Origin of the sequence: Caballeronia insecticola (assembly GCF_000402035.1) — a bacterium.
Classification (GTDB): domain Bacteria; phylum Pseudomonadota; class Gammaproteobacteria; order Burkholderiales; family Burkholderiaceae; genus Caballeronia; species Caballeronia insecticola.
Genome location: NC_021287.1, coordinates 488,173 through 506,828, shown reverse-complemented (window position 1 = coordinate 506,828; position 18,656 = coordinate 488,173). Strand labels below are relative to the sequence as shown.

The 18,656-nt window shown below is 65.9% G+C and carries 17 protein-coding genes; 7 read left to right on the top strand and 10 right to left on the bottom strand.

Annotation, left to right across the window (positions count from 1 at the left end; genetic code table 11):
* Window positions 1-29 precede the first annotated feature (29 nt).
* From BRPE64_RS02350 to BRPE64_RS02315, 8 genes are all read right to left on the bottom strand, one after another.
* The gene (locus tag BRPE64_RS02350) at window positions 30-1,217 is read right to left on the bottom strand and encodes a 5-(carboxyamino)imidazole ribonucleotide synthase (RefSeq protein WP_044041152.1); all 1,188 of its coding nucleotides are present in this window, start codon (window positions 1,215-1,217) and stop codon (window positions 30-32) included.
* An 88-nt stretch (window positions 1,218-1,305) separates the two neighbouring features.
* Window positions 1,306-1,827, bottom strand: coding sequence for a 5-(carboxyamino)imidazole ribonucleotide mutase (gene purE, locus BRPE64_RS02345; protein ID WP_016344411.1), 522 nt, complete (start codon window positions 1,825-1,827; stop codon window positions 1,306-1,308).
* Between the two features lie 53 nt (window positions 1,828-1,880).
* Complete coding sequence (locus BRPE64_RS02340) at window positions 1,881-2,771, bottom strand: phosphoribosylaminoimidazolesuccinocarboxamide synthase (RefSeq protein ID WP_016344410.1); 891 nt, start codon at window positions 2,769-2,771, stop codon at window positions 1,881-1,883.
* 126 nt (window positions 2,772-2,897) lie between these two features.
* Window positions 2,898-3,962: a class II fructose-bisphosphate aldolase gene (gene fba, locus BRPE64_RS02335; RefSeq protein ID WP_044041151.1), complete on the bottom strand. Its 1,065-nt coding sequence runs from the start codon at window positions 3,960-3,962 to the stop codon at window positions 2,898-2,900.
* A 302-nt stretch (window positions 3,963-4,264) separates the two neighbouring features.
* Window positions 4,265-5,701, bottom strand: coding sequence for a pyruvate kinase (gene pyk / locus BRPE64_RS02330; protein ID WP_044041893.1), 1,437 nt, complete (start codon window positions 5,699-5,701; stop codon window positions 4,265-4,267).
* Between the two features lie 340 nt (window positions 5,702-6,041).
* The gene (locus tag BRPE64_RS02325) at window positions 6,042-7,238 is read right to left on the bottom strand and encodes a phosphoglycerate kinase (protein WP_016344407.1); all 1,197 of its coding nucleotides are present in this window, start codon (window positions 7,236-7,238) and stop codon (window positions 6,042-6,044) included.
* A 428-nt stretch (window positions 7,239-7,666) separates the two neighbouring features.
* On the bottom strand, window positions 7,667-7,990 hold the full coding sequence (locus BRPE64_RS02320; protein WP_016344405.1) for an AzlD domain-containing protein: 324 nt from the start codon (window positions 7,988-7,990) through the stop codon (window positions 7,667-7,669).
* Entirely contained in the window at window positions 7,987-8,766 is a 780-nt protein-coding gene (locus BRPE64_RS02315) for an AzlC family ABC transporter permease (RefSeq protein ID WP_051180370.1), read from the bottom strand. Before BRPE64_RS02315 ends, BRPE64_RS02320 begins: the two co-directional genes overlap by 4 nt.
* A 336-nt stretch (window positions 8,767-9,102) precedes the next feature.
* Here BRPE64_RS02315 and BRPE64_RS02310 point away from each other — a divergent pair, with 336 nt between their 5' ends.
* The 6 genes from BRPE64_RS02310 to BRPE64_RS02285 all read left to right on the top strand — a co-directional run bounded on the left by BRPE64_RS02310 (window position 9,103) and on the right by BRPE64_RS02285 (window position 13,940).
* Window positions 9,103-10,023 carry a branched-chain amino acid transaminase gene (locus tag BRPE64_RS02310; RefSeq protein WP_044041150.1) on the top strand — a complete coding sequence of 307 codons (921 nt, stop codon included), beginning with the start codon at window positions 9,103-9,105 and terminating at the stop codon, window positions 10,021-10,023.
* Between the two features lie 76 nt (window positions 10,024-10,099).
* The gene (locus tag BRPE64_RS02305; RefSeq protein WP_016344402.1) at window positions 10,100-10,297 is read left to right on the top strand and encodes a zinc-finger domain-containing protein; all 198 of its coding nucleotides are present in this window, start codon (window positions 10,100-10,102) and stop codon (window positions 10,295-10,297) included.
* Between the two features lie 171 nt (window positions 10,298-10,468).
* Complete coding sequence (gene waaF, locus BRPE64_RS02300) at window positions 10,469-11,566, top strand: lipopolysaccharide heptosyltransferase II (protein ID WP_016344400.1); 1,098 nt, start codon at window positions 10,469-10,471, stop codon at window positions 11,564-11,566.
* Window positions 11,567-11,791: 225 nt separating this feature from the next.
* Window positions 11,792-12,238, top strand: a complete 447-nt coding sequence (locus tag BRPE64_RS02295; protein WP_016344399.1) for a nuclear transport factor 2 family protein — start codon at window positions 11,792-11,794, stop codon at window positions 12,236-12,238.
* 40 nt (window positions 12,239-12,278) lie between these two features.
* Complete coding sequence (locus BRPE64_RS02290; RefSeq protein ID WP_016344398.1) at window positions 12,279-13,352, top strand: YheT family hydrolase; 1,074 nt, start codon at window positions 12,279-12,281, stop codon at window positions 13,350-13,352.
* Between the two features lie 6 nt (window positions 13,353-13,358).
* Window positions 13,359-13,940, top strand: coding sequence for a DUF2946 family protein (locus BRPE64_RS02285; protein WP_016344397.1), 582 nt, complete (start codon window positions 13,359-13,361; stop codon window positions 13,938-13,940).
* 1 nt (window position 13,941) lies between these two features.
* Here the strand turns inward: BRPE64_RS02285 and BRPE64_RS02280 are convergent, their stop codons facing one another.
* The gene (locus tag BRPE64_RS02280) at window positions 13,942-16,065 is read right to left on the bottom strand and encodes a M48 family metalloprotease (RefSeq protein ID WP_016344396.1); all 2,124 of its coding nucleotides are present in this window, start codon (window positions 16,063-16,065) and stop codon (window positions 13,942-13,944) included.
* Between the two features lie 168 nt (window positions 16,066-16,233).
* Here BRPE64_RS02280 and moaC point away from each other — a divergent pair, with 168 nt between their 5' ends.
* Complete coding sequence (moaC, locus tag BRPE64_RS02275; protein ID WP_044041149.1) at window positions 16,234-16,731, top strand: cyclic pyranopterin monophosphate synthase MoaC; 498 nt, start codon at window positions 16,234-16,236, stop codon at window positions 16,729-16,731.
* A gap of 7 nt (window positions 16,732-16,738) precedes the next feature.
* Here moaC and BRPE64_RS02270 read toward each other — a convergent pair whose 3' ends face one another.
* Window positions 16,739-18,553: a PglL family O-oligosaccharyltransferase gene (locus BRPE64_RS02270; protein ID WP_016344394.1), complete on the bottom strand. Its 1,815-nt coding sequence runs from the start codon at window positions 18,551-18,553 to the stop codon at window positions 16,739-16,741.
* Window positions 18,554-18,656: the final 103 nt, after the last annotated feature.

Below are 18,656 nucleotides of genomic sequence, written 5' to 3'. Positions count from 1 at the left end.
GCTTGCTGCCAAAGTCGTACTAAAAAGTTTTAATCGAGCGGAATGTGCAGCATGCGCGCACAGTCGCGCGCCGCCGTGCGCGCTTGCTCGAGCGTCGCCGCCGTGAAGTTGATGTGGCCCATCTTGCGGCCGCGGCGCGCGTCTTCCTTGCCGTACAGATGCAGCCGCGCCGCCGGCATCGCGGCGACTTCCGCCCACGCGGGCGAACGCGCCTTGTCGCCGTCGAACCAGATATCGCCGAGCAGGTTCAGCATCGCGGCCGGCGAATGCTGGCGCGTGTCGCCAAGCGGCATGCCGGTCATCGCGCGCACTTGCTGCTCGAACTGGCTCGTCGCGCAGGCATCGACCGTGTAGTGGCCGGAATTATGCGGACGCGGCGCCATCTCGTTCGCGATCAGCGAGCCGTCCTCCAGCACGAAGAACTCCACGCACAGCACGCCCACGTAGCCGAGCTTCGCGGCGATGGTGAGCGCCGCGTCCTGCGCCTGCGCGACGAGCGACGCCTGCGCGTCGGGCGCGGGCACGACCGTCTTCGCGAGAATGCCGTTCACGTGCACGTTCTGCGCGAGCGGGAACACGGCCGATTTGCCGTCGCCGCCACGCGCGATGAGCACGGACACTTCGTACTTGAGCGGCATGCGCTTTTCCAGCACGCACGGCACGCCCGACAGCGACGCATACGCCGTGCGCACTTCCTGCACGTTGCGCACGCTCACCTGCCCCTTGCCGTCGTAGCCCAAGCGCGCGGTCTTGAGAATGCCGGGCAGCACGGCGGCGATTTTCTCGTCGGGGAGCGCGGCGAGCGCCTGCGGCGATTCGATCACGACATGCGGCGCCACCGGCACGCCCGATTCCGCGATAAAGCGCTTCTCCGCGACGCGGTCCTGCGCAATCGCGACGCAACTCGCCGCCGGGCTCACGAACGTGCACGACGCGAGAAATTCGAGGCTCGCGGACGGCACGTTCTCGAATTCCGTCGATATCGCCGCGCACAGGCGGCCGAGTTCGGTGAGCGCGGCGCGGTCGTCGTAGGCAGCGCGGATATGACGATCGGCGACGGCGCCCGCCGGGCTCGTTTCATCCGGATCGAGGACGGCAACGCGATAGCCCATCGACTGAGCGGCGAAGCAGAACATGCGGCCGAGCTGGCCGCCGCCGACCATGCCGAGCCAGGCGCCCGGCAGGATGGGAGAGATCGGGGAGTTGTGTGGGTTCATCGTGGGGGCGGAGTCGCGAACAATGGGCGAAACGGGCTGTTTTTCAGGCGTTGCTAACAGGACAACGGGTCAAACGAGTGACGAAGCCTCAGAGCGGCGGCAACGCCATGTCGCGCGCGGCCTGATTCTGCCTGACGCGGAAGGCGGCCAGCGCGTCGGCATAACGCGACTCGGTGACGCTCAGAAGCGATACCGCGAATAACGCCGCGTTCGCCGCGCCCGCCTCGCCGATAGCGAAGGTCGCGACCGGCACGCCCTTGGGCATCTGCACGATCGAGTGCAGCGAATCGACGCCCTTCAGATGCTTGCTCGCCACCGGCACGCCGAGCACCGGCAGCGTGGTTTTCGCGGCCAGCATGCCGGGCAGATGCGCGGCGCCGCCCGCACCCGCGATGATCGCGCGCACGCCACGCGCACGCGCGCTCTCGGCATAGGCGAACATTTCGTCGGGCATGCGATGCGCCGACACGACCTTCGCCTCATACGGCACACCGAATTCCTGAAGAATCGCGACGGCGTGCTTCATCACGTCCCAGTCGGAGCTGGAGCCCATCAGCACGCCGACGAGCGGCGCGTCATGCGTGTGCGCGCCAGTCTGTACTTCGCTCATTCCTTTTCCTTGAATTGCGGGCGCCGCTCCGGGAGCGGCGCCTGATCCGACGATTAAGAAAGGGTCTTGCCCGTGAGACGTTGCAGCGCTTCCTGATACTTCTCCGACGTCTTCGCGATCACGTCTTCCGGCAGCTTCGGCGCGGGCGGTTCCTTCTTCCACGGCTGCGTTTCGAGCCAGTCGCGCACGAACTGCTTGTCGAAGGACGGCGGGTTCGTGCCGACCTGATAGCCGTCGGCGGGCCAGAAGCGCGACGAATCGGCGGTGAGCACTTCGTCCATCAGATAGAGCTCGCCCTTGTTGTCGAGCCCGAACTCGAACTTCGTATCCGCGATGATGATGCCGCGCGTCGCCGCGTACTCGGCCGCTTCCTTGTACAGCTGGATGGAAATGCGCTTGATGGTCGCCGACAGCTCGGTGCCGATGCGGCGCTCCATCTCATCGTAGGTGATGTTTTCGTCGTGATGGCCCATTTCGGCCTTTGCTGCCGGCGTGAAGATCGGCTCGGGCAGCTTCTGCGCGTTTTGCAGGCCCGGCGGCAATTCGACGCCGCATACGGAACCGGTCGCCTGATAGTCCTTCCAGCCGCTGCCGGCGAGATAACCGCGCACCACCGCTTCGACGAGAATCGGCTCCAGACGCTTCACCACGACCGCGCGGCCCTTCACCTGCTCGACTTCGTCGGGCGCGACGACCGACGCCGCATCGATGCCCGTGTTGTGATTCGGCACGATATGGCCGAGCTTCTCGAACCAGAAATCGGCCATCGTGTTCAGCACGCGGCCCTTGTTCGGAATCGGCTCGCCCATGACGACGTCGAATGCGGAAAGGCGGTCGGTCGTGACGATCAGGAGTTTGTCCTGACCGACGGCGTAGTTGTCGCGGACCTTGCCACGGCCGAGCAGCGGCAGCGATTTGATCGTGGATTCGTATAGCGTGGACATCGTCGTATACCGAAGAGGTGCTGGAAAGGGTGAGTGGCCGCGCCCGGATGGCCGGGGCGGCTAAAAAAAGCGAACGGGTCCCGTCGCCGGAACCCGTTGATTTTACTTTACAAATCCAACCGCGCTTTATTTCACGATCTGCGCGAGTTCGCCGGACTTGTATTTCGCGGCGATCTTTTCGAGCGAAACCGGCTTGATCTTGCCCGCCATGCCTTCGCAGCCGAACTGCATGTAGCGCTGACGGCAAATTTCCTTCGCCGCCTCGCGCGCCGGCTTCAGATAGTCGCGCGGATCGAATTTTGACGGATTTTCAAACAGATAGCGACGAATCGCGCCGCTGATCGCAAGACGCAAGTCGGTGTCGATGTTCACCTTGCGCACGCCGTGACGGATGCCTTCCTGAATCTCCTCGACCGGCACGCCGTAGGTTTCCTTCATGTCGCCGCCGAATTCGCGGATTTCGGCCAGCAGTTCCTGCGGCACCGACGACGAGCCGTGCATCACGAGGTGCGTATTCGGAATGCGCTGATGGATTTCGCGAATTCGATCGATTGCGAGGATATCGCCCGTCGGCTTCTTTGAGAACTTGTACGCGCCGTGCGACGTGCCGATGGCGATCGCCAATGCATCGCACTGCGTCTGCCGGACGAAGTCGGCGGCCTGCTCGACGTCGGTCAGGAGTTGCTCGCGCGTCATCGTGCCTTCCGCGCCGTGGCCGTCTTCCTTGTCGCCCTTCATGGTTTCGAGCGAGCCGAGCACGCCCAGTTCGGCTTCCACCGTAACGCCGATCGCGTGCGAAAACTCGACGACCTGCTTCGACACCGCGACGTTGTACTCGTAGGACGCGACGCTCTTGCCGTCGGCTTCGAGCGAGCCGTCCATCATGACGCTGGTGAAGCCGGAGCGGATCGCGGCCATGCACACGGCGGGCGACTGACCGTGATCCTGATGCATCACGACCGGAATATGCGGATACGACTCGACGGCCGCTTCGATCAGATGACGCAGGAACGCTTCGCCCGCGTACTTACGCGCGCCGGCGGACGCCTGCATGATGACGGGCGCGTTCACTTCGTCCGCCGCCGACATGATCGCCTGCACTTGCTCCAGATTGTTGACGTTGAATGCCGGGAGGGCGTAACCGTGTTCGGCTGCGTGATCCAGCAATTGACGCATTGATACGAGAGGCATTGTGGTGAAACTCCATGATGTGAAACGAATTCTGTAAGGCCTGTTTGCCTATGGAACGGTCTTCCGACGTTCCCGCAAGGTTGCCTCGTGGCGGGCAACGCGTGATCGTTTCATCGGCAAACAGGCCTATGCGCGCTCGATTCCGCTCTCGGGCGGTTTTCGGCGTTATCCAGGCTTTGACTGACGAAGCGGCTTCGTCGTCTTGCGCGCATTGATGGAGCGCCCGCCGCCGGCGGCGCGGCGGGCGCTCTCAGTCCCGCAACAACCCGCGCGGTGCGTGACCGCGCGTCTGTCAGGATCGCTTAGAAGTGATCGCCCACCCGCACGATCTTCAGCGTGTTGGTGCCGCCCGCCTGACCCATCGGCTCGCCGACGGTGAGCACGACCATGTCGCCGCGCGCCGCATAGCCCTTCGCCACGACCACTTCGAGCGCCTGATTCAGCGCGGCGTCGCGGTCCATGTTGGTGTCGACGTGCAGCGGCGTGACGTTGCGGTACAGCGCCATCGTGCGCTCGCTGCCCACGCGCGGCGTCAGCGCGAAGATCGGCACGTGGGTCCAGTGACGCGACATCCACAGCGCGGTCGAGCCCGACTCGGTCAGCGCGACCACGGCCTTCGCGCCGAGATGGAACGCGGTGAAGAGCGCGCCCATCGCGATGGACTGGTCGATGCGCGTGAACGTGCGGTCGAGGAAATCGCGGTCGAGCTGCGACTCTTCCGACTTCTCCGCCTCGACGCAGATGGCCGCCATGGTTTCGATGGTCGTCACCGGATACTTGCCCGCCGCGGTTTCGGCGGAGAGCATCACGGCGTCGGTGCCGTCGAGCACGGCGTTCGCCACGTCCGACACTTCCGCGCGCGTCGGCACGGGCGCGTGGATCATCGATTCCATCATCTGCGTGGCGGTGATCACGAGCTTGTTCGACTCGCGCGCCATGCGGATCATGCGCTTTTGCAGCGCCGGCACCGCCGCGTTGCCCACTTCCACCGCGAGATCGCCGCGCGCGACCATGATGCCGTCGGATGCGTCGAGAATGCCTTGCAGCGCGGGAATGGCTTCGGCGCGCTCGATCTTCGCGATCATCTTCGGCTTGATGCCGTACGGCGCGCCCGCGATGTTGGCCAGCTGCCGCGCCATTTCCATGTCGGTCGCGTTCTTCGGGAACGACACCGCGACAAAGTCCGCGCCGAGCGACATCGCCGTCTTGATGTCCTCCATGTCCTTCTCGGTCAGCGCGGGCGCAGTCAGCCCGCCGCCCTGGCGGTTGATGCCCTTGTTGTTCGAGAGCTCGCCGCCGACCTTCACGATCGTGTGAATCTCCTCGCCGATCACGCGCGTGACGTCGAGCACGATCAGGCCGTCGTTCAGCAGCAGCACGTCGCCGGCGCGCAGGTCGCGCGGCAGGTCCTTGTAGTCGAGACCGCAACGCTCGTTGTTGCCGAGCGGACAGTTCGCATCGAGGATGAACGGATTGCCCGCGACGAGCATCGTCTTGTTGTTCTCGAACTTGCCGACGCGGATCTTCGGGCCTTGCAGGTCCGCCATGATCGCGACTTCGCGGCCGACCTGGCGCGCCGCCTCGCGCACGATTTCGGCGCGCTGGCGATGGTCGTCGGCGGTGCCGTGCGAGAAGTTGAAACGTACGACGTCGAGGCCCGCCTGCAACATTTGCAGCAGGATGTCCGGGCTCGTGGAGGCCGGGCCGATGGTGGCAACAATCTTTGTAGCGCGATGCATGGAATTCCTCGTCTCAGTAGGATCGCCCGTAACAACGCTGCGAGCACGTTGCGCCTGCGATGAGGTGTTGCTCACCGCCTGCGCGCGCGCGCCGGTTCGTGCCGGCGTCGCTTTATCGATGTCTTTCAAGGCATGCGCTGGCACGCCGCCGATGATGACCGGGGGCGTTTGCGTCACTTCGCCCTCGGGTGCTGCCTGATCCGGTTGCGCCGCGTCCGCGATGACCCGTGCCGCCTCGGCGGCGGCATCGATCGCGTCTTGCGTCACATCGTCCTGCGCGCCGCCGGCTGCTTGCGCGCCCTTCTTTGCCTTCGCCGGATTCTCTCGGGCCGCCAACGCCTCAGGCTCCGGCGCGCGATTCGAGCACTTCGACCGCCGGCAGCGTCTTGCCCTCCAGGAATTCGAGGAACGCGCCGCCGCCGGTGGAGATGTAGCTCACCTTGTCGGCGATGTCGTACTTCGCGATGGCCGCGAGCGTGTCGCCGCCGCCCGCGATCGAAAACGCCGACGAACCGGCGATCGCCTGCGCGAGCGTCTTCGTGCCGTTGCCGAACTGGTCGAATTCGAACACGCCGACCGGGCCGTTCCAGACGATCGTGCCGGCGGTTTCAAGCTGCGCGGCGAGCGCGCGTGCCGTATCCGGGCCGATGTCGAGGATCAGGTCGTCGTCGGCGACATCGGCGACGGGCTTCGTTTCGGCCTTCGCGGTCGGGGCGAATTCCTTGGCGGTGACGACATCGCTCGGAATCGGCACCGATGCACCGCGCGTGCGCGCCTGCTCGATGATTTCCTTCGCCTCGCCGACGAGATCGGCTTCCGCGAGCGACTTGCCGATCTTGAGACCCGACGCCAGCATGAACGTATTCGCGATGCCGCCGCCGACGATCAGCTGATCGACCTTCTCGGCCAGCGACTTCAGAATGGTGAGCTTGGTCGACACCTTCGAGCCCGCGACGATCGCGACCAGCGGGCGCTTCGGGTTGCCGAGCGCCTTGCCGAGCGCGTCGAGTTCGGCTGCCAGCAGCGGGCCCGCGCACGCAACCGGCGCGTATTTCGCGATGCCGTGCGTGGTGGCTTCGGCGCGGTGCGCGGTGCCGAACGCGTCGTTGACGTAGATATCGCAGAGCTTGGCGAGCTTTTGCGCGAGGCCGTCGTCGTTCTTCTTTTCGCCCTTGTTGCAGCGGCAGTTTTCCAGCAGCACGACGTTGCCCGGCTGCACGTTCACGCCGTCGACCCAATTGGCGACCAGCGGCACGTCGCGGCCGAGCAGTTCCGACAGACGCTTGGCGACCGGCGCGAGCGAGTCTTCCGGCTTGAACTGGCCTTCGGTCGGACGGCCCAGATGGGACGTGACCATCACGGCGGCGCCCGCGTCGAGCGCGGCCCGAATCGCCGGGACCGAGGCGCGCACGCGCGTATCTTCGGTGATATTGCCGGCATCGTCTTGCGGCACGTTGAGATCCGCGCGGATGAACACACGCTTGCCGGAGACTTTGCCTTCGGCGATCAGATCGGTGAAACGCAGTACTTTCGTCATGGGAGTCAACGTAGGTAGAAAAGCGGTTCGGGCGAGATGACCGGTGGGGGCCGGCCGGTTCGAGGAGTCGCCGCGCCTGGGGCCGTCGGGCAGGACGGCACCAGGCGCGGATCAGGCGGGAGGCGAAGGCCGCGCTACGAAGAAAAAGAAGGCGCGGCGCGCAAGCGGGAGAAAGGGATCGGGCAGCGCATGGCGGCGATGCGCGCGGCACGCCGCATCAGCGCCCGGACGCGGCGAATCGACTGGTTCAACCATGCGCGCGACCGAAGGCGGCGGGTTGAAAAACCGTAGCGCGATGACTGCCGGACACACTTTCGACCCCTCACTGCCAGGAAAGACCATCATTTTAACTGATCGCCCCTCGCGCTTTTAGCGGGCAATCAATGATGACGCGTATTTGGCGCGCGTTGCCGGCACGCGTGCGCCGCTCATGTCGCGAGCCGCAGCAGCGTGAAGACGATCATGCCGACGGCGATCGTGCCCATCATGCCGCGCCGCCACAGGTAGTAAGCAAGCCCCGCCGCCGACGCCCACAGCGCATGATTCGACAGCGCGAGCGACACGCCCGCCGGCGTTTCCAGCAGATCCGGCACGACGACCGCCGCGAGCGCCGCCGCCGGCGCGTAGCGCAGCACGCGCTGCACTCGCGGCGGCAGCACCATGCGCTCGCCGCCGATCAGGAACAGCGCGCGCGTCACCGCGGTGACGAGACCCATGCCGATCAGCGCCAGCCAGATCTGCCAGGCGCTCATCGGACGCTCCGCGTGGCGTCGGATTTGGACTTCGTGCCCGGCTCCTCCTCCGGGGCGGCGGGCTGCGGCCGCGCGCGCTCCGCGATGACATCGGCGAGCGTGCCCGCGACGAGCGCCGCGAACACCGCCAGCGGCAGCCCGAAGCGATACGGCAGATCGAACGCCATCAGCGCGACGACGCTCGCGACCGCCACGGCTGCGAGCGTCGAGCGCGTCGCGACGGCCGAAACGATGAGCGGAATCAGCGCGAGCGTGCCGGCGAGTTCGAGGCCCCAGTTATCGGGAATCAGGCTCGCGAGCAGAATCCCGATGACCGACGATGCCTGCCACGAGCTCCAGCTCGACACGGCGAGGCCCCAGAAGAACGCTTCCTTGCCGGGCTGCCAGCCGGTCGCGAAATTCTGCTTCGAGAACATCAGATAGATGATGTCGCCGTTGAAATAGCCGAGCAGCAGACGGCGCTTCAGCGGCAGATAGGAAAAATGCGGCGCGAGGCCGGCGCTGAAGATCACGAAGCGCAGGTTGACCATCGCGGCGGTGAGGAGAATGGTCCAGAGCGGGAGCTTCGCGGCGAAGAGCGGCAGCACCGCCAACTGCGACGAGCCCGCGTACACCAGAAACGACATGCCGAGCGCCTGCGGCACGGTGAGCACGGACTTCGTCATCGCGATGCCGGTGACGAGTCCCCAGGAGAAAGTCGCCAGGACGGCGGGAGAGAACGTGCGCACGCCCTCGAAAAAGGCGCGGCGATTCGTGTCGGACAGCCGGTCGAGCATGAGCGGATACGAGGCCAGGATGACGATTCGGGCAGCGAGCCACCGCACGGCCTCGATCGATGCGCAATGAATCGGTAAAAAACGGGAATGACGGTCTGCGCCGTTTCGCTTCGTCAATTCAGCAAACGGCGAAAGGCAAATTATAGCGTCGTGAAAGGCGCTTCAAGATCGGTTTCGTCGCGAAAAGACGCTAAAATGACGGACTTTCGCCCCTTTGCGCTCCGGCCGCGGGTGCCGCGGCAGGACTTTGCGCACGAGCCATGCAAGCACGTCGCCACCTGGCGAGACCAGGCGGACGCCCCGAACTCACTTGAACGAGACAGCTAGGAGAACCGTATGTCAATGGCCGACCGCGACGGCAAGATCTGGATGGATGGCAAGCTGATCGACTGGCGTGACGCCAAGATCCACGTTCTGACCCATACGTTGCACTACGGCATGGGCGTGTTCGAAGGCGTGCGCGCGTACAAGACCGCGCAGGGCACGGCCATCTTCCGCCTTAAGGAGCACACGAAGCGCCTGTTCAACTCGGCGAAGATCTTCCAGATGGAAGTCCCGTTCGATCATGCGACGCTCGAAGCCGCGCAACTCGAAGTCGTGCGCGAGAACAAGCTGGAATCCTGCTATATCCGCCCGATCATCTGGGTCGGCTCGGAGAAGCTCGGCGTCTCGGCGAAGGGCAACACCATCCACGTGGCCATCGCGGCGTGGCCGTGGGGCGCCTATCTCGGCGAAGACGGGCTGGCGAAGGGCATCCGCGTGAAGACGTCGTCGTTTACGCGTCATCATGTGAACGTGTCGATGGTCCGCGCAAAGGCGTCCGGCTGGTACGTCAACTCGATTCTCGCGAATCAGGAAGCCGTCGCCGACGGTTATGACGAAGCCCTGCTGCTGGATGTCGACGGCTACGTGTCCGAAGGCTCCGGCGAGAACTTCTTCCTCGTGAACAACGGCAAGATCTACACGCCGGATCTGGCCTCGTGCCTCGACGGCATCACGCGCGACACGGTCATCACGCTCGCGCGCGACTTCGGCATTCCGGTCATCGAGAAGCGCATCACGCGCGACGAGGTCTACACCTGCGACGAAGCGTTCTTCACCGGCACCGCCGCCGAAGTCACGCCGATCCGCGAACTCGACAACCGCACCATCGGCGAAGGCAAGCGCGGGCCGATCACGGAAAAGCTGCAAAGCGCGTTCTTCGACGTCGTCGGCGGCAAGAACGAGAAGTACGCGAGCTGGCTCGCGAAGGTTTAATCGATCTCATGAAACGCAACGCGGCGCGGCGCGCCGAACGCCTGCCGCCCGCTGGACATCAGGAAAAGAGATAGCAATGAGCGACTTGAAGGAAATGCCGCTGGTGGAACTGCTGGCCAAGGATCTGCCCGCTTTCTGCCCGAACCCGAAAATGCAGCGCTGGAGCACGCATCCGCGCGTGTTCATCGACGTCACGCACGGCGAAGCGCGCTGCGCGTACTGCGGCACGCGCTACAAGCTGAAAGACGGCGAAGTGCTCAAGGGCGGTCACTGAGCACGCCGCCGGGCACGCGCCCGGCGCTCACGAGGCGGCGCGGCGGCTCGTTCGCCGTGTCCGCCCGCGCTCCGGCCGTTGCTGAACGGCCGGAGCCATCGAAACCCACCACAATCGACGACTCGCCCCAAGACGGTGAGCCGCGTTATTTTTGAGATCGGACAACGACAGATGCGCCGCGCGCTGGTTATAGCACCGAACTGGATCGGTGACGCATTGATGGCGCAGCCGCTCTTCACGCTTCTGCGGAAGTTGCATCCGCGCATTGCCATCGATGCCGTCGCGCCCACGTGGGTTGCGCCCGTGCTCGAGCGCATGCCGGAAATTCGCGACGTCTACGCGACGGACCTGGCCCACGGCAAGCTGCAACTGCTGCGCCGCTGGCAACTCGCGAGCGACTTGCGCGATGTCGGCTACGACGCCGCCTACGTGCTGCCCAACTCCATGAAATCCGCGCTGATTCCGTGGATGGCAGGCATCAACCTGCGCATCGGCTACACGGGCGAGAGCCGCTACGGGCTGCTCAACGTGCGTCACGCGAATCCGCCGAAAACCGAGCGGCCGCCCATGACCGCGCGCTACGCCGCCCTCGCCTACGCGCCGGGCGCGAAGCTGCCGTTCATCGACAAATTTGCGCAGGGACACGCGGCAGGACACGCGGCAAACGGCGAATCCGCCCCGCCCGACGCGCCCACGCTGCCGGTGCCGCGCCTGGACGCCGATCCCAACGAGGCCGCGCGCGTTTCGACGCGCTTCGACCTCGACACCCGCGCGCCGCTCGTGGTGTTTTGTCCCGGCGCCGAGTACGGCCCGGCCAAGCGCTGGCCGCCGGAGCATTTCGCGTCGCTTGCGCAGTTCATCGCGCAGTCGTTTCCGTACGCGCGCATCATCGCGCTCGGCTCGAACAAGGACGCGCCGATCGCGCAGGCCATCGCCGAACGCGCCCCGAACGTGCGCAATCTGTGCGGCCAGACCTCGCTCGGCGAGGCGTGCGCGCTGATTTCGCGAGCGAGCGCGGTCGTCACCAACGATTCCGGCCTGATGCACGTCGCGGCAGCCTCGCGCCGGCCGCTCGTCGCGGTCTACGGCTCGACCGATCCGCGCCACACCCCGCCCTTGTCCGATCTCGCAAAGGTACAATGGCTGCACCTTGAATGCAGTCCGTGCTTTGCCCGCGAGTGCCCGCTCGGCCATCTGAACTGCCTGCGCGAACTCACCGCCGAGCAGGTGTTCGGCGACTTGCGCGGCATGCTGCTCGCGCATCGCTGATCGTGCGCGCATGCGGCGAAACGCGCGTCCGGATCGACGCTTAGTGACGTTTGAGCAACGTTTAGGCGGCGTTTTCAGGCGGTTTCCGGCCGTGTGTGCGGACGCGGACACGCGAATGTCTCCCAACGGGGGCATGCTTTGACCAATGACCGGTGCAGCGCACCGCCCCGCCGCCATCAGCGGCTGCAAGCGGCGCCTGCATCGAATGCCAGAGACCCACGAGCCATGCCACGTTTCGCCCGCCTCTTCGAAGCCGCCGCCGATACTCTCAACGCTTACTATCAGGCCGTCGCGGATAACAGCATCGACACGGTGATGTCGCTGTGGCTCGACGAGGAGTTCGCCACCTGCGTCTGCGCGGACGGCACGCATCTGCACGGGCTGGAGAACATCCGCGCCGGGCTCGGCAAGCAGTTCGAAGCGCAGGCGGTGACGATCGAGCCGCTCGATATCCGCGTGTACGACAGCTTGGGCACGGTCGTGTATGCGGTGGCGGAGGCGCATCAGCCGGCTGCATCGACCGGCGTGCCGCGCATGATCTACACCACTTACGTGATGGTTCACGAACGCGGCGAGTGGCGCATTGCGCATATCCACGCGAGCGTGATGCCGGCGGAAACAGCCGGACAATTCGCGGCCAAGCTGCGGCACGGTCAGGGACCGCTGCACTGAAGATCGAAGCACTGAAAAAGACGTACGTCGGGGAGGGGCCATGAAGCGCGATCCGTTGTTGAAACACGATTCGTCGTTCGTGGACAAAGCGCCCGCAGTGGCACTGAGGGAAACCGCGCGCGTGCTCGCGCCGCTGAGCACGGACTGGCTCTATAACGCGCCGCGCTGGCTGCCGTCGAGCCACGCGCAAACCATCGTTCCCGCGCTGTTCGGCCGCAAACCCGCCGTGCGCTACCGGCGCGAACGCTGGGACACGCCCGATGGCGATTTCATCGATCTCGACTGGCTTGCGCACGATTCCGTCGACCGTCCCGCCGCAACCGCCCCGCTCTTCGTGCTGTTTCACGGCCTCGAAGGCAACTCCGATTCACACTACGCCCGCACGATGATGGCCGCCGCTCAGGCGCGCGGCTGGCACGGCGTCGTGCCGCACTTTCGCAGCTGCAGCGGGCCGCTGAATTTGCAGCCGCGCTTCTACCATCTCGCGGACAGCGCCGAAGTCGACTGGATCCTGCGGCGCCTCGCGCAGTCTCATCGCGGGCCGATCGTGGCCGCGGGCGTCTCGCTCGGCGGCAACGTGCTGTTGCACTGGCTGTGCGAGCGCGGCCGCGATGCATCGATCATCAGCGCGGCCGCCGCCATTTCCGCGCCGCTCGACGTGCACGCCGGCGGCGAAGCCATCTCGCAGGGCTTCGGCTTGGTCTACACGCGCAGCTTTCTGAAGTCACTGAAGAAGAAGGCGCTCGCGAAGCTTGGGCAATATCCGGGGCTTTACGATCGCGAAGCCGTCCTCGCCGCGCGCACGCTGTACGAGTTCGATAACGTCGTGACCGCGCCGCTGCACGGCTTTCGCGACACCAACCACTATTGGTCGACGGCGACCACGCGCGCGCATCTGAAACACATCGACGTGCCCGCGCTGCTGCTGAACGCGCGCAACGATCCGTTCCTGCCGGAGTTCGCGCTGCCGTCGCAAGCGGAAGTGTCGGCGCGCGTCACGCTCGATCAGCCGAACCACGGCGGACACGTCGGCTTCATGACCGGACCGTTTCCGGGCCGGATCGACTGGCTGTCGCTGCGGGTGTTCGGCTATCTGGAGAACTTCGTTTCGTGAACCATCATGGATGACATCGTCAGGCAGGCGCTCGCCAAATGGCCCAACGTTCCGCATTGCACGGGCTGGCTGCTGCTCGACCGGCGCGGCCAATGGCGCATGCGCGACGACGCCGCGCAGGCTGCCGGCGAACTCGGCACGCCGATCCGTCACGAGGCGCTGCTCGGTTTCATCAACCGCAATTACGAGCGTGACGACGACGGCCAGCGGTTCTTTCAGAACGGGCCGCAGCGCGTGTATGTGGAGCTGGCTTACACGCCGTGGATCGTGCGGCTGAATGACATCGACGGTGTTCTGCACCTGACCGATCAGGCCGGCGCGGCGTTCGATCCGGCGCATGCCTGGCTCGACGACGAAGGCGGCATTCTCTTCTCCGACAACGCCTCGCCCGCGCGCGTGGCCGCGCTGCACGACCACGATCTCGATCTGTTCGCGAACCACGCTTCGCTCGACGAACCGGGCACGCGCGGCGTCTTTCACTGGCGTGCGGGCGTCGATCTGCCCGTCGAGGCCATCGCGCGCGCGGACGTTGCTCAGCGATTCGATTTCGTCGCGAGCCCGGCCGCCCGCGCGGCATCGGCAAGCTGAACTAGCCGTTTTTCTCCTGCTCGCGCTCTTCCCTGTAGCGCGTCTCGAAATCGCGCAGACGCGCTGAAATCGCCGAAAGATCGTAGAAACCGACGTTCTTCACGTCGCGCGCCTCCTTCAACTGGCGTATCGCGGACGGCCATGCGCCGTCGAGCGCGAGCTTTTCCGCCATCGCCTGATGCTGCTGCAACGGATCGTTGAGACCCGCGCTTGCCTGCGCGAGAAACAGCCACCAGTCGGGGCGCGTCGGCTCGGCGCGGGTTTCGCGACGGGCGAGCGTCTGCGCTTCGGCGTAGCGGCGCGCGGCCAGCAGCGCCTGCAAGTGGACGTCGAGCGCCGCGTGCGATTCCGGCCAGCGCTTCTGGGCAAGCTCGGCGAGACGGACCGCGTCGTCGTTGCGGCCGGCACGGCGCGCGATGTCGGCGGCGAGCACGTCGAGGCTCGGCGAGCTGCGTTGAACCTGCACGGGCTGCGGTGAAGGCGGCGCCTGCGACGGCTGCGGCTGCGGCTGCGGAGCCGCGCCGCCTTCGACGTGGATCGGAGGAAGCGCGATATCGCCACCCGCGCGCGGCGCGGCCTCCGCCAGCACGCTCCGGCCGAGATTCAGCGGTGCGTGCGCGTTGTTGAGCGGCGTCGCGATCATCGAGGCGTCGGCGTTGCTCAGCGATTGCGCCTTCGATTGTGCCTTCGATTGCGCCTCCGACTGAGCCTGACCCGCGCCGACGCTCTTCGCGCGCGACGACGCCTGCGCGGCCTTCGACACCGATGCCGCGTTCGCACCCGCCGCCTTCGCTTCCTGCTGCACCTGCGCCGATGCCGCCGCCGTGCTCGCCTCCTCGCCATCGAACAGGCGGCGCGCTTTCGCGAGCGCGTCGTTGGCGGCGCCGTAATCGCCGATCAACGATTGCGCCAGCGCAATGCCGTACCAGTTTGCCGCCGGATTGAGCGCCGTCTGATCCTCGATTTCCGCGCGCAGACGGCTCACGACTTCGCGATAATCGCTCGCAAAACTCACCTGCAGCACGCGCGCCCGGGCGCGCACGAACGCATATTCCACCGACTGACGCGGCTGCCGATAAGGCACGCGGCGCGCGCGGCCTTCCATGTCGGCGATGCGCTCGGTCGTCAGCGGGTGCGTGCGCACGTAGGGCGGCACGCCGTTGTCGGCCATGGTCGAGCGATCGAGGCGTTCGAAAAACGCGGCCATCGCGTACGGGTCGTAACCGGCGGCCGCCAGCATCTGGAAGCCGACGCGATCCGCCTCGTGCTCGGCCGCGCGCGAGAAGCGCAATTGATTGTCGACGGCGAACGCCTGGCCGCCCATCGCGAGGCCCATGCCGAGATCGCCGCTGTGCGCGAGCAGGCCCGCGAGCAGGCCGGCAAGCATGCCGGCGAGCGCCGCGTAGGTGCTCTTTTGCTGCGCGCCGAGCATCCGCGCGATGTGCCGCTGCAGCACGTGTCCCATCTCGTGTCCGATGACGGACGCCAGTTCCGACTCGGTCTGGGTTGCCGCGATCAGCCCGGTATTCACGCCGATGAAGCCGCCGGGCATCGAAAACGCATTGATCTGCGGATCGCGCACGGCGAACAGATCGAAGTCGGGCCGGTAGCCGCCGAGGTATTGCGTGGCCGCCGCAGCCGAGAGCTTCGAGGAAATGGAGTCGAGATAGTCGCGCAGCAGCCAGTCGTCGAGATAGTCGGGGTCGGCGCGCACATCGCGCATTGCCCGCTCGCCGATTTTGCGCTCCGCTTGCGGCGTGAGCGAGCCGCCAGAGCCGTCGCCGAGATCGGGCAATTGCACCGACGACAGCGGCGCGCGCAGGCCCGACATCGTGCCCGGCCGATTCGCAAAGCGGCTTTCCGCGCCGCCATAGACGCCGAACACGCCTTCCGCGACATTGGCGGGCACGTCGCTGCCGCCGGGTTCCTGCGCCGCGCGCAATTGCGACGCCGCCAGCGTGCCGGTCGTGCCGGTCGTGCCGGTCGTGCCGGTCATGCCGGTCGCACCGCCCGCGTTCGAGCCGCCGGCGACGGGCGCGCCCGCTTGCGCCAGCGCCGCGGGCGGCATGGCGAGGGCAATGCACAGCAGGGAGACGAGCACGCGGCTCGAACGTGTCGAATGCATGGCGCAAACCGGGGCGGCGCCGATGGCCGGCGCCAGAAAATCAAAACGAGCTTATCGTATCAAGTGTCGCGCCGGGGGCGTTCGAGCGTGCCGCGCGTGGCGCAAAAACGCGCAAATTCACGCTGGTATGATAGGCGCCCGATCGAAGGAAGACGCGAAGGAGACGCTATGTCCGGACTCACACATTTCGATGCCGCCGGCGAGGCGCATATGGTCGATGTCGGCGACAAGAGCGAGACGCGGCGCATCGCGCTCGCGCGCGGTTCGATCGCGATGCTCGACGGCACGCTCGCGCTCATCCGCGAAGGCCGCGCGAAGAAAGGCGACGTGCTGGGCGTGGCGCGCATTGCGGCGATTCAGGGCGCGAAGCGCACCGCCGATCTGATTCCGCTATGTCATCCGCTGGCGCTGACGCGCGTCGCCGTGGACTTTTCCATCGACGAAACGCTGCCGGGCGTGCATTGCGAAGTGCGCGTGGAGACGGTCGGACGTACGGGCGTCGAGATGGAAGCGTTGACCGCCGTGCAGGTCGGATTGCTGACCATCTATGACATGTGCAAGGCGGTCGATCGCGGCATGACCATCACCAATGTGCGAGTGATGGAAAAGCACGGCGGGAAGTCGGGGGATTGGGTCGCGGAGGGGCACGCGCCGCGGCCGGCCTGAGGCCGCCTCACTCGTCGTCTTCGTCGTCCGCATCATCCGCCGGCGCCTGACGCTGCGCCGGCACGCCGTACAGCTTCACGAGATCCGCCTTGAACGACGCCAGCGGCTGTCCCGACTCAGCGACGAGATCGTAGACGGCCGCAAGCTGCTTCGGCCAGTCATGCAACTCGGTCGCAAAAATCTTCAGGCGCGCCATGGTGTCGAGCGCTTCCGCCTTCTGTCCGGCCAGCGCCTGCAGCACCGCGTAGCGACGCAAAACGGTCTCGCCCGGCAACAGCGCAATCGCCTTGCGATGCGCCGCGAGCTTCTCCTCGATATTCTGCGCGTTGATCGGCAAGAGCGTCGCCGCCCCGTACTCGCCCCACGCCGTGAACAGGAACGACGGATTGTCGCGATACTGCTCCGCCGGCCGCGCGCCGTAGTACAGCACTTCGGCGCGGTTATAGTCGCGCAGCGTCGGATACAGCGCCGCGAGCCCGCCGAGCACGAGCACGACATACACGCCATACGACAGCGGCCGCGCGACGAGCCGCACGGGCCGCGTTTCCAGCAAGCCCATCACGAGCATCGCGGGCATCAGGAAGAACATGTATTGCTGCGGATATTCGACGAGCGCATGCATCATCAGCACGCCGAGCAGCGACAACGCGAAAATCCGCGCAGGCGTCTGCGGCGCACGCAGCACGCGAATCAGCCAGAACGCGACGCCGCACACCAGAATCGCCACGCCGAACGCACCCGTTTTCGCGAGCAGGTCGATGAAGATGTCGTGCGCATTGTTGGCGATCTCCACGCCGCCCAGATCGCGCACGAGATCGAACTGATAGCGCGGAAACTCGCCCCAGCCGACGCCCAGCAGCGGATGCGTCTTGAACATCGTCCAGCCGTATTTCCAGAGCGCGAGGCGCGGCGCAATCTGATTTGCGTCCTGCATGCGCTCCGCGGCGGATTGCGCGAGGCCGAAGTCATAGCGTGTGTTCGCCCAGCGCACGACCGCGTTCACCGCGAAGAACACGATCGCGAGCAGCACCGGCATGAGCCATGCGCGCACGTCGCGCCGGCCCGGTCCATCGAAGCCTTCGGAGGCGACCGGCCGTCCCAGCACGAACGCCATCCAGAAACCGGCGACGACGATCACGCCCGTCTGCAGCCACGGCCCGCGCGACACCGTGAGCGCGAGCCCGAGCGAATACGCCACCGACAGCACGAGCCACAGCACGACCGGCAAACGCCGCGTCTGCACGAAATAGAGCGTAGCGGCGAGCGCGAACGCGATGACCGTCGCCAGATGATTCGCCTGCGCCATGTTGCCGAACGGACGTCGCTCGATCATCACGTTGTACGCGACGACGAACGGCGTGAACTTCACTTCGAGGTGCAGCAACTGCACGATCTGGCAGAACACCGCGAACAGCCCGCCCACGATCAACGCCGCCGCGCCGACGCGCAACGCCTTCTCCGCGAGCCCCGCGCGCACGAAGCCGAAGCCCGTATGCACCGCGACGAACGACGCGAGCAGATACGCGCCGCCGAGCCAGTTCATCGACGGTTGCGCGACCGGCAGAAGCACCGTCTGCGCGACGAGCAGCAGGCCGAAAGCGAGCGGCATCAATGCGATGACCGGCGACGCGAACGGCACTTTCGGCTCGGAAACGCGCACGAGAAGCGCCACCGTTGCGCCTAGCGCAAGATAAAGCGCGAGCGCACTGAATTCGGCGTAGAAAGTCGGAATCGGATACGTGTGGTTGACGACCGCGAAAGGAATCGTCAACGCAAGACACAGGACGGCGAAGCAGAGAAAACGCGCGAATTGGGAAGGCATGAGGGACTGGGAACGTCGGCAACCGGCGCACTATACAAAACTTTGCCCGCGCTGTCCGGCGAACCATTTGATTTGCGACGAAATCGCTGCTTTTCGCGCAAAA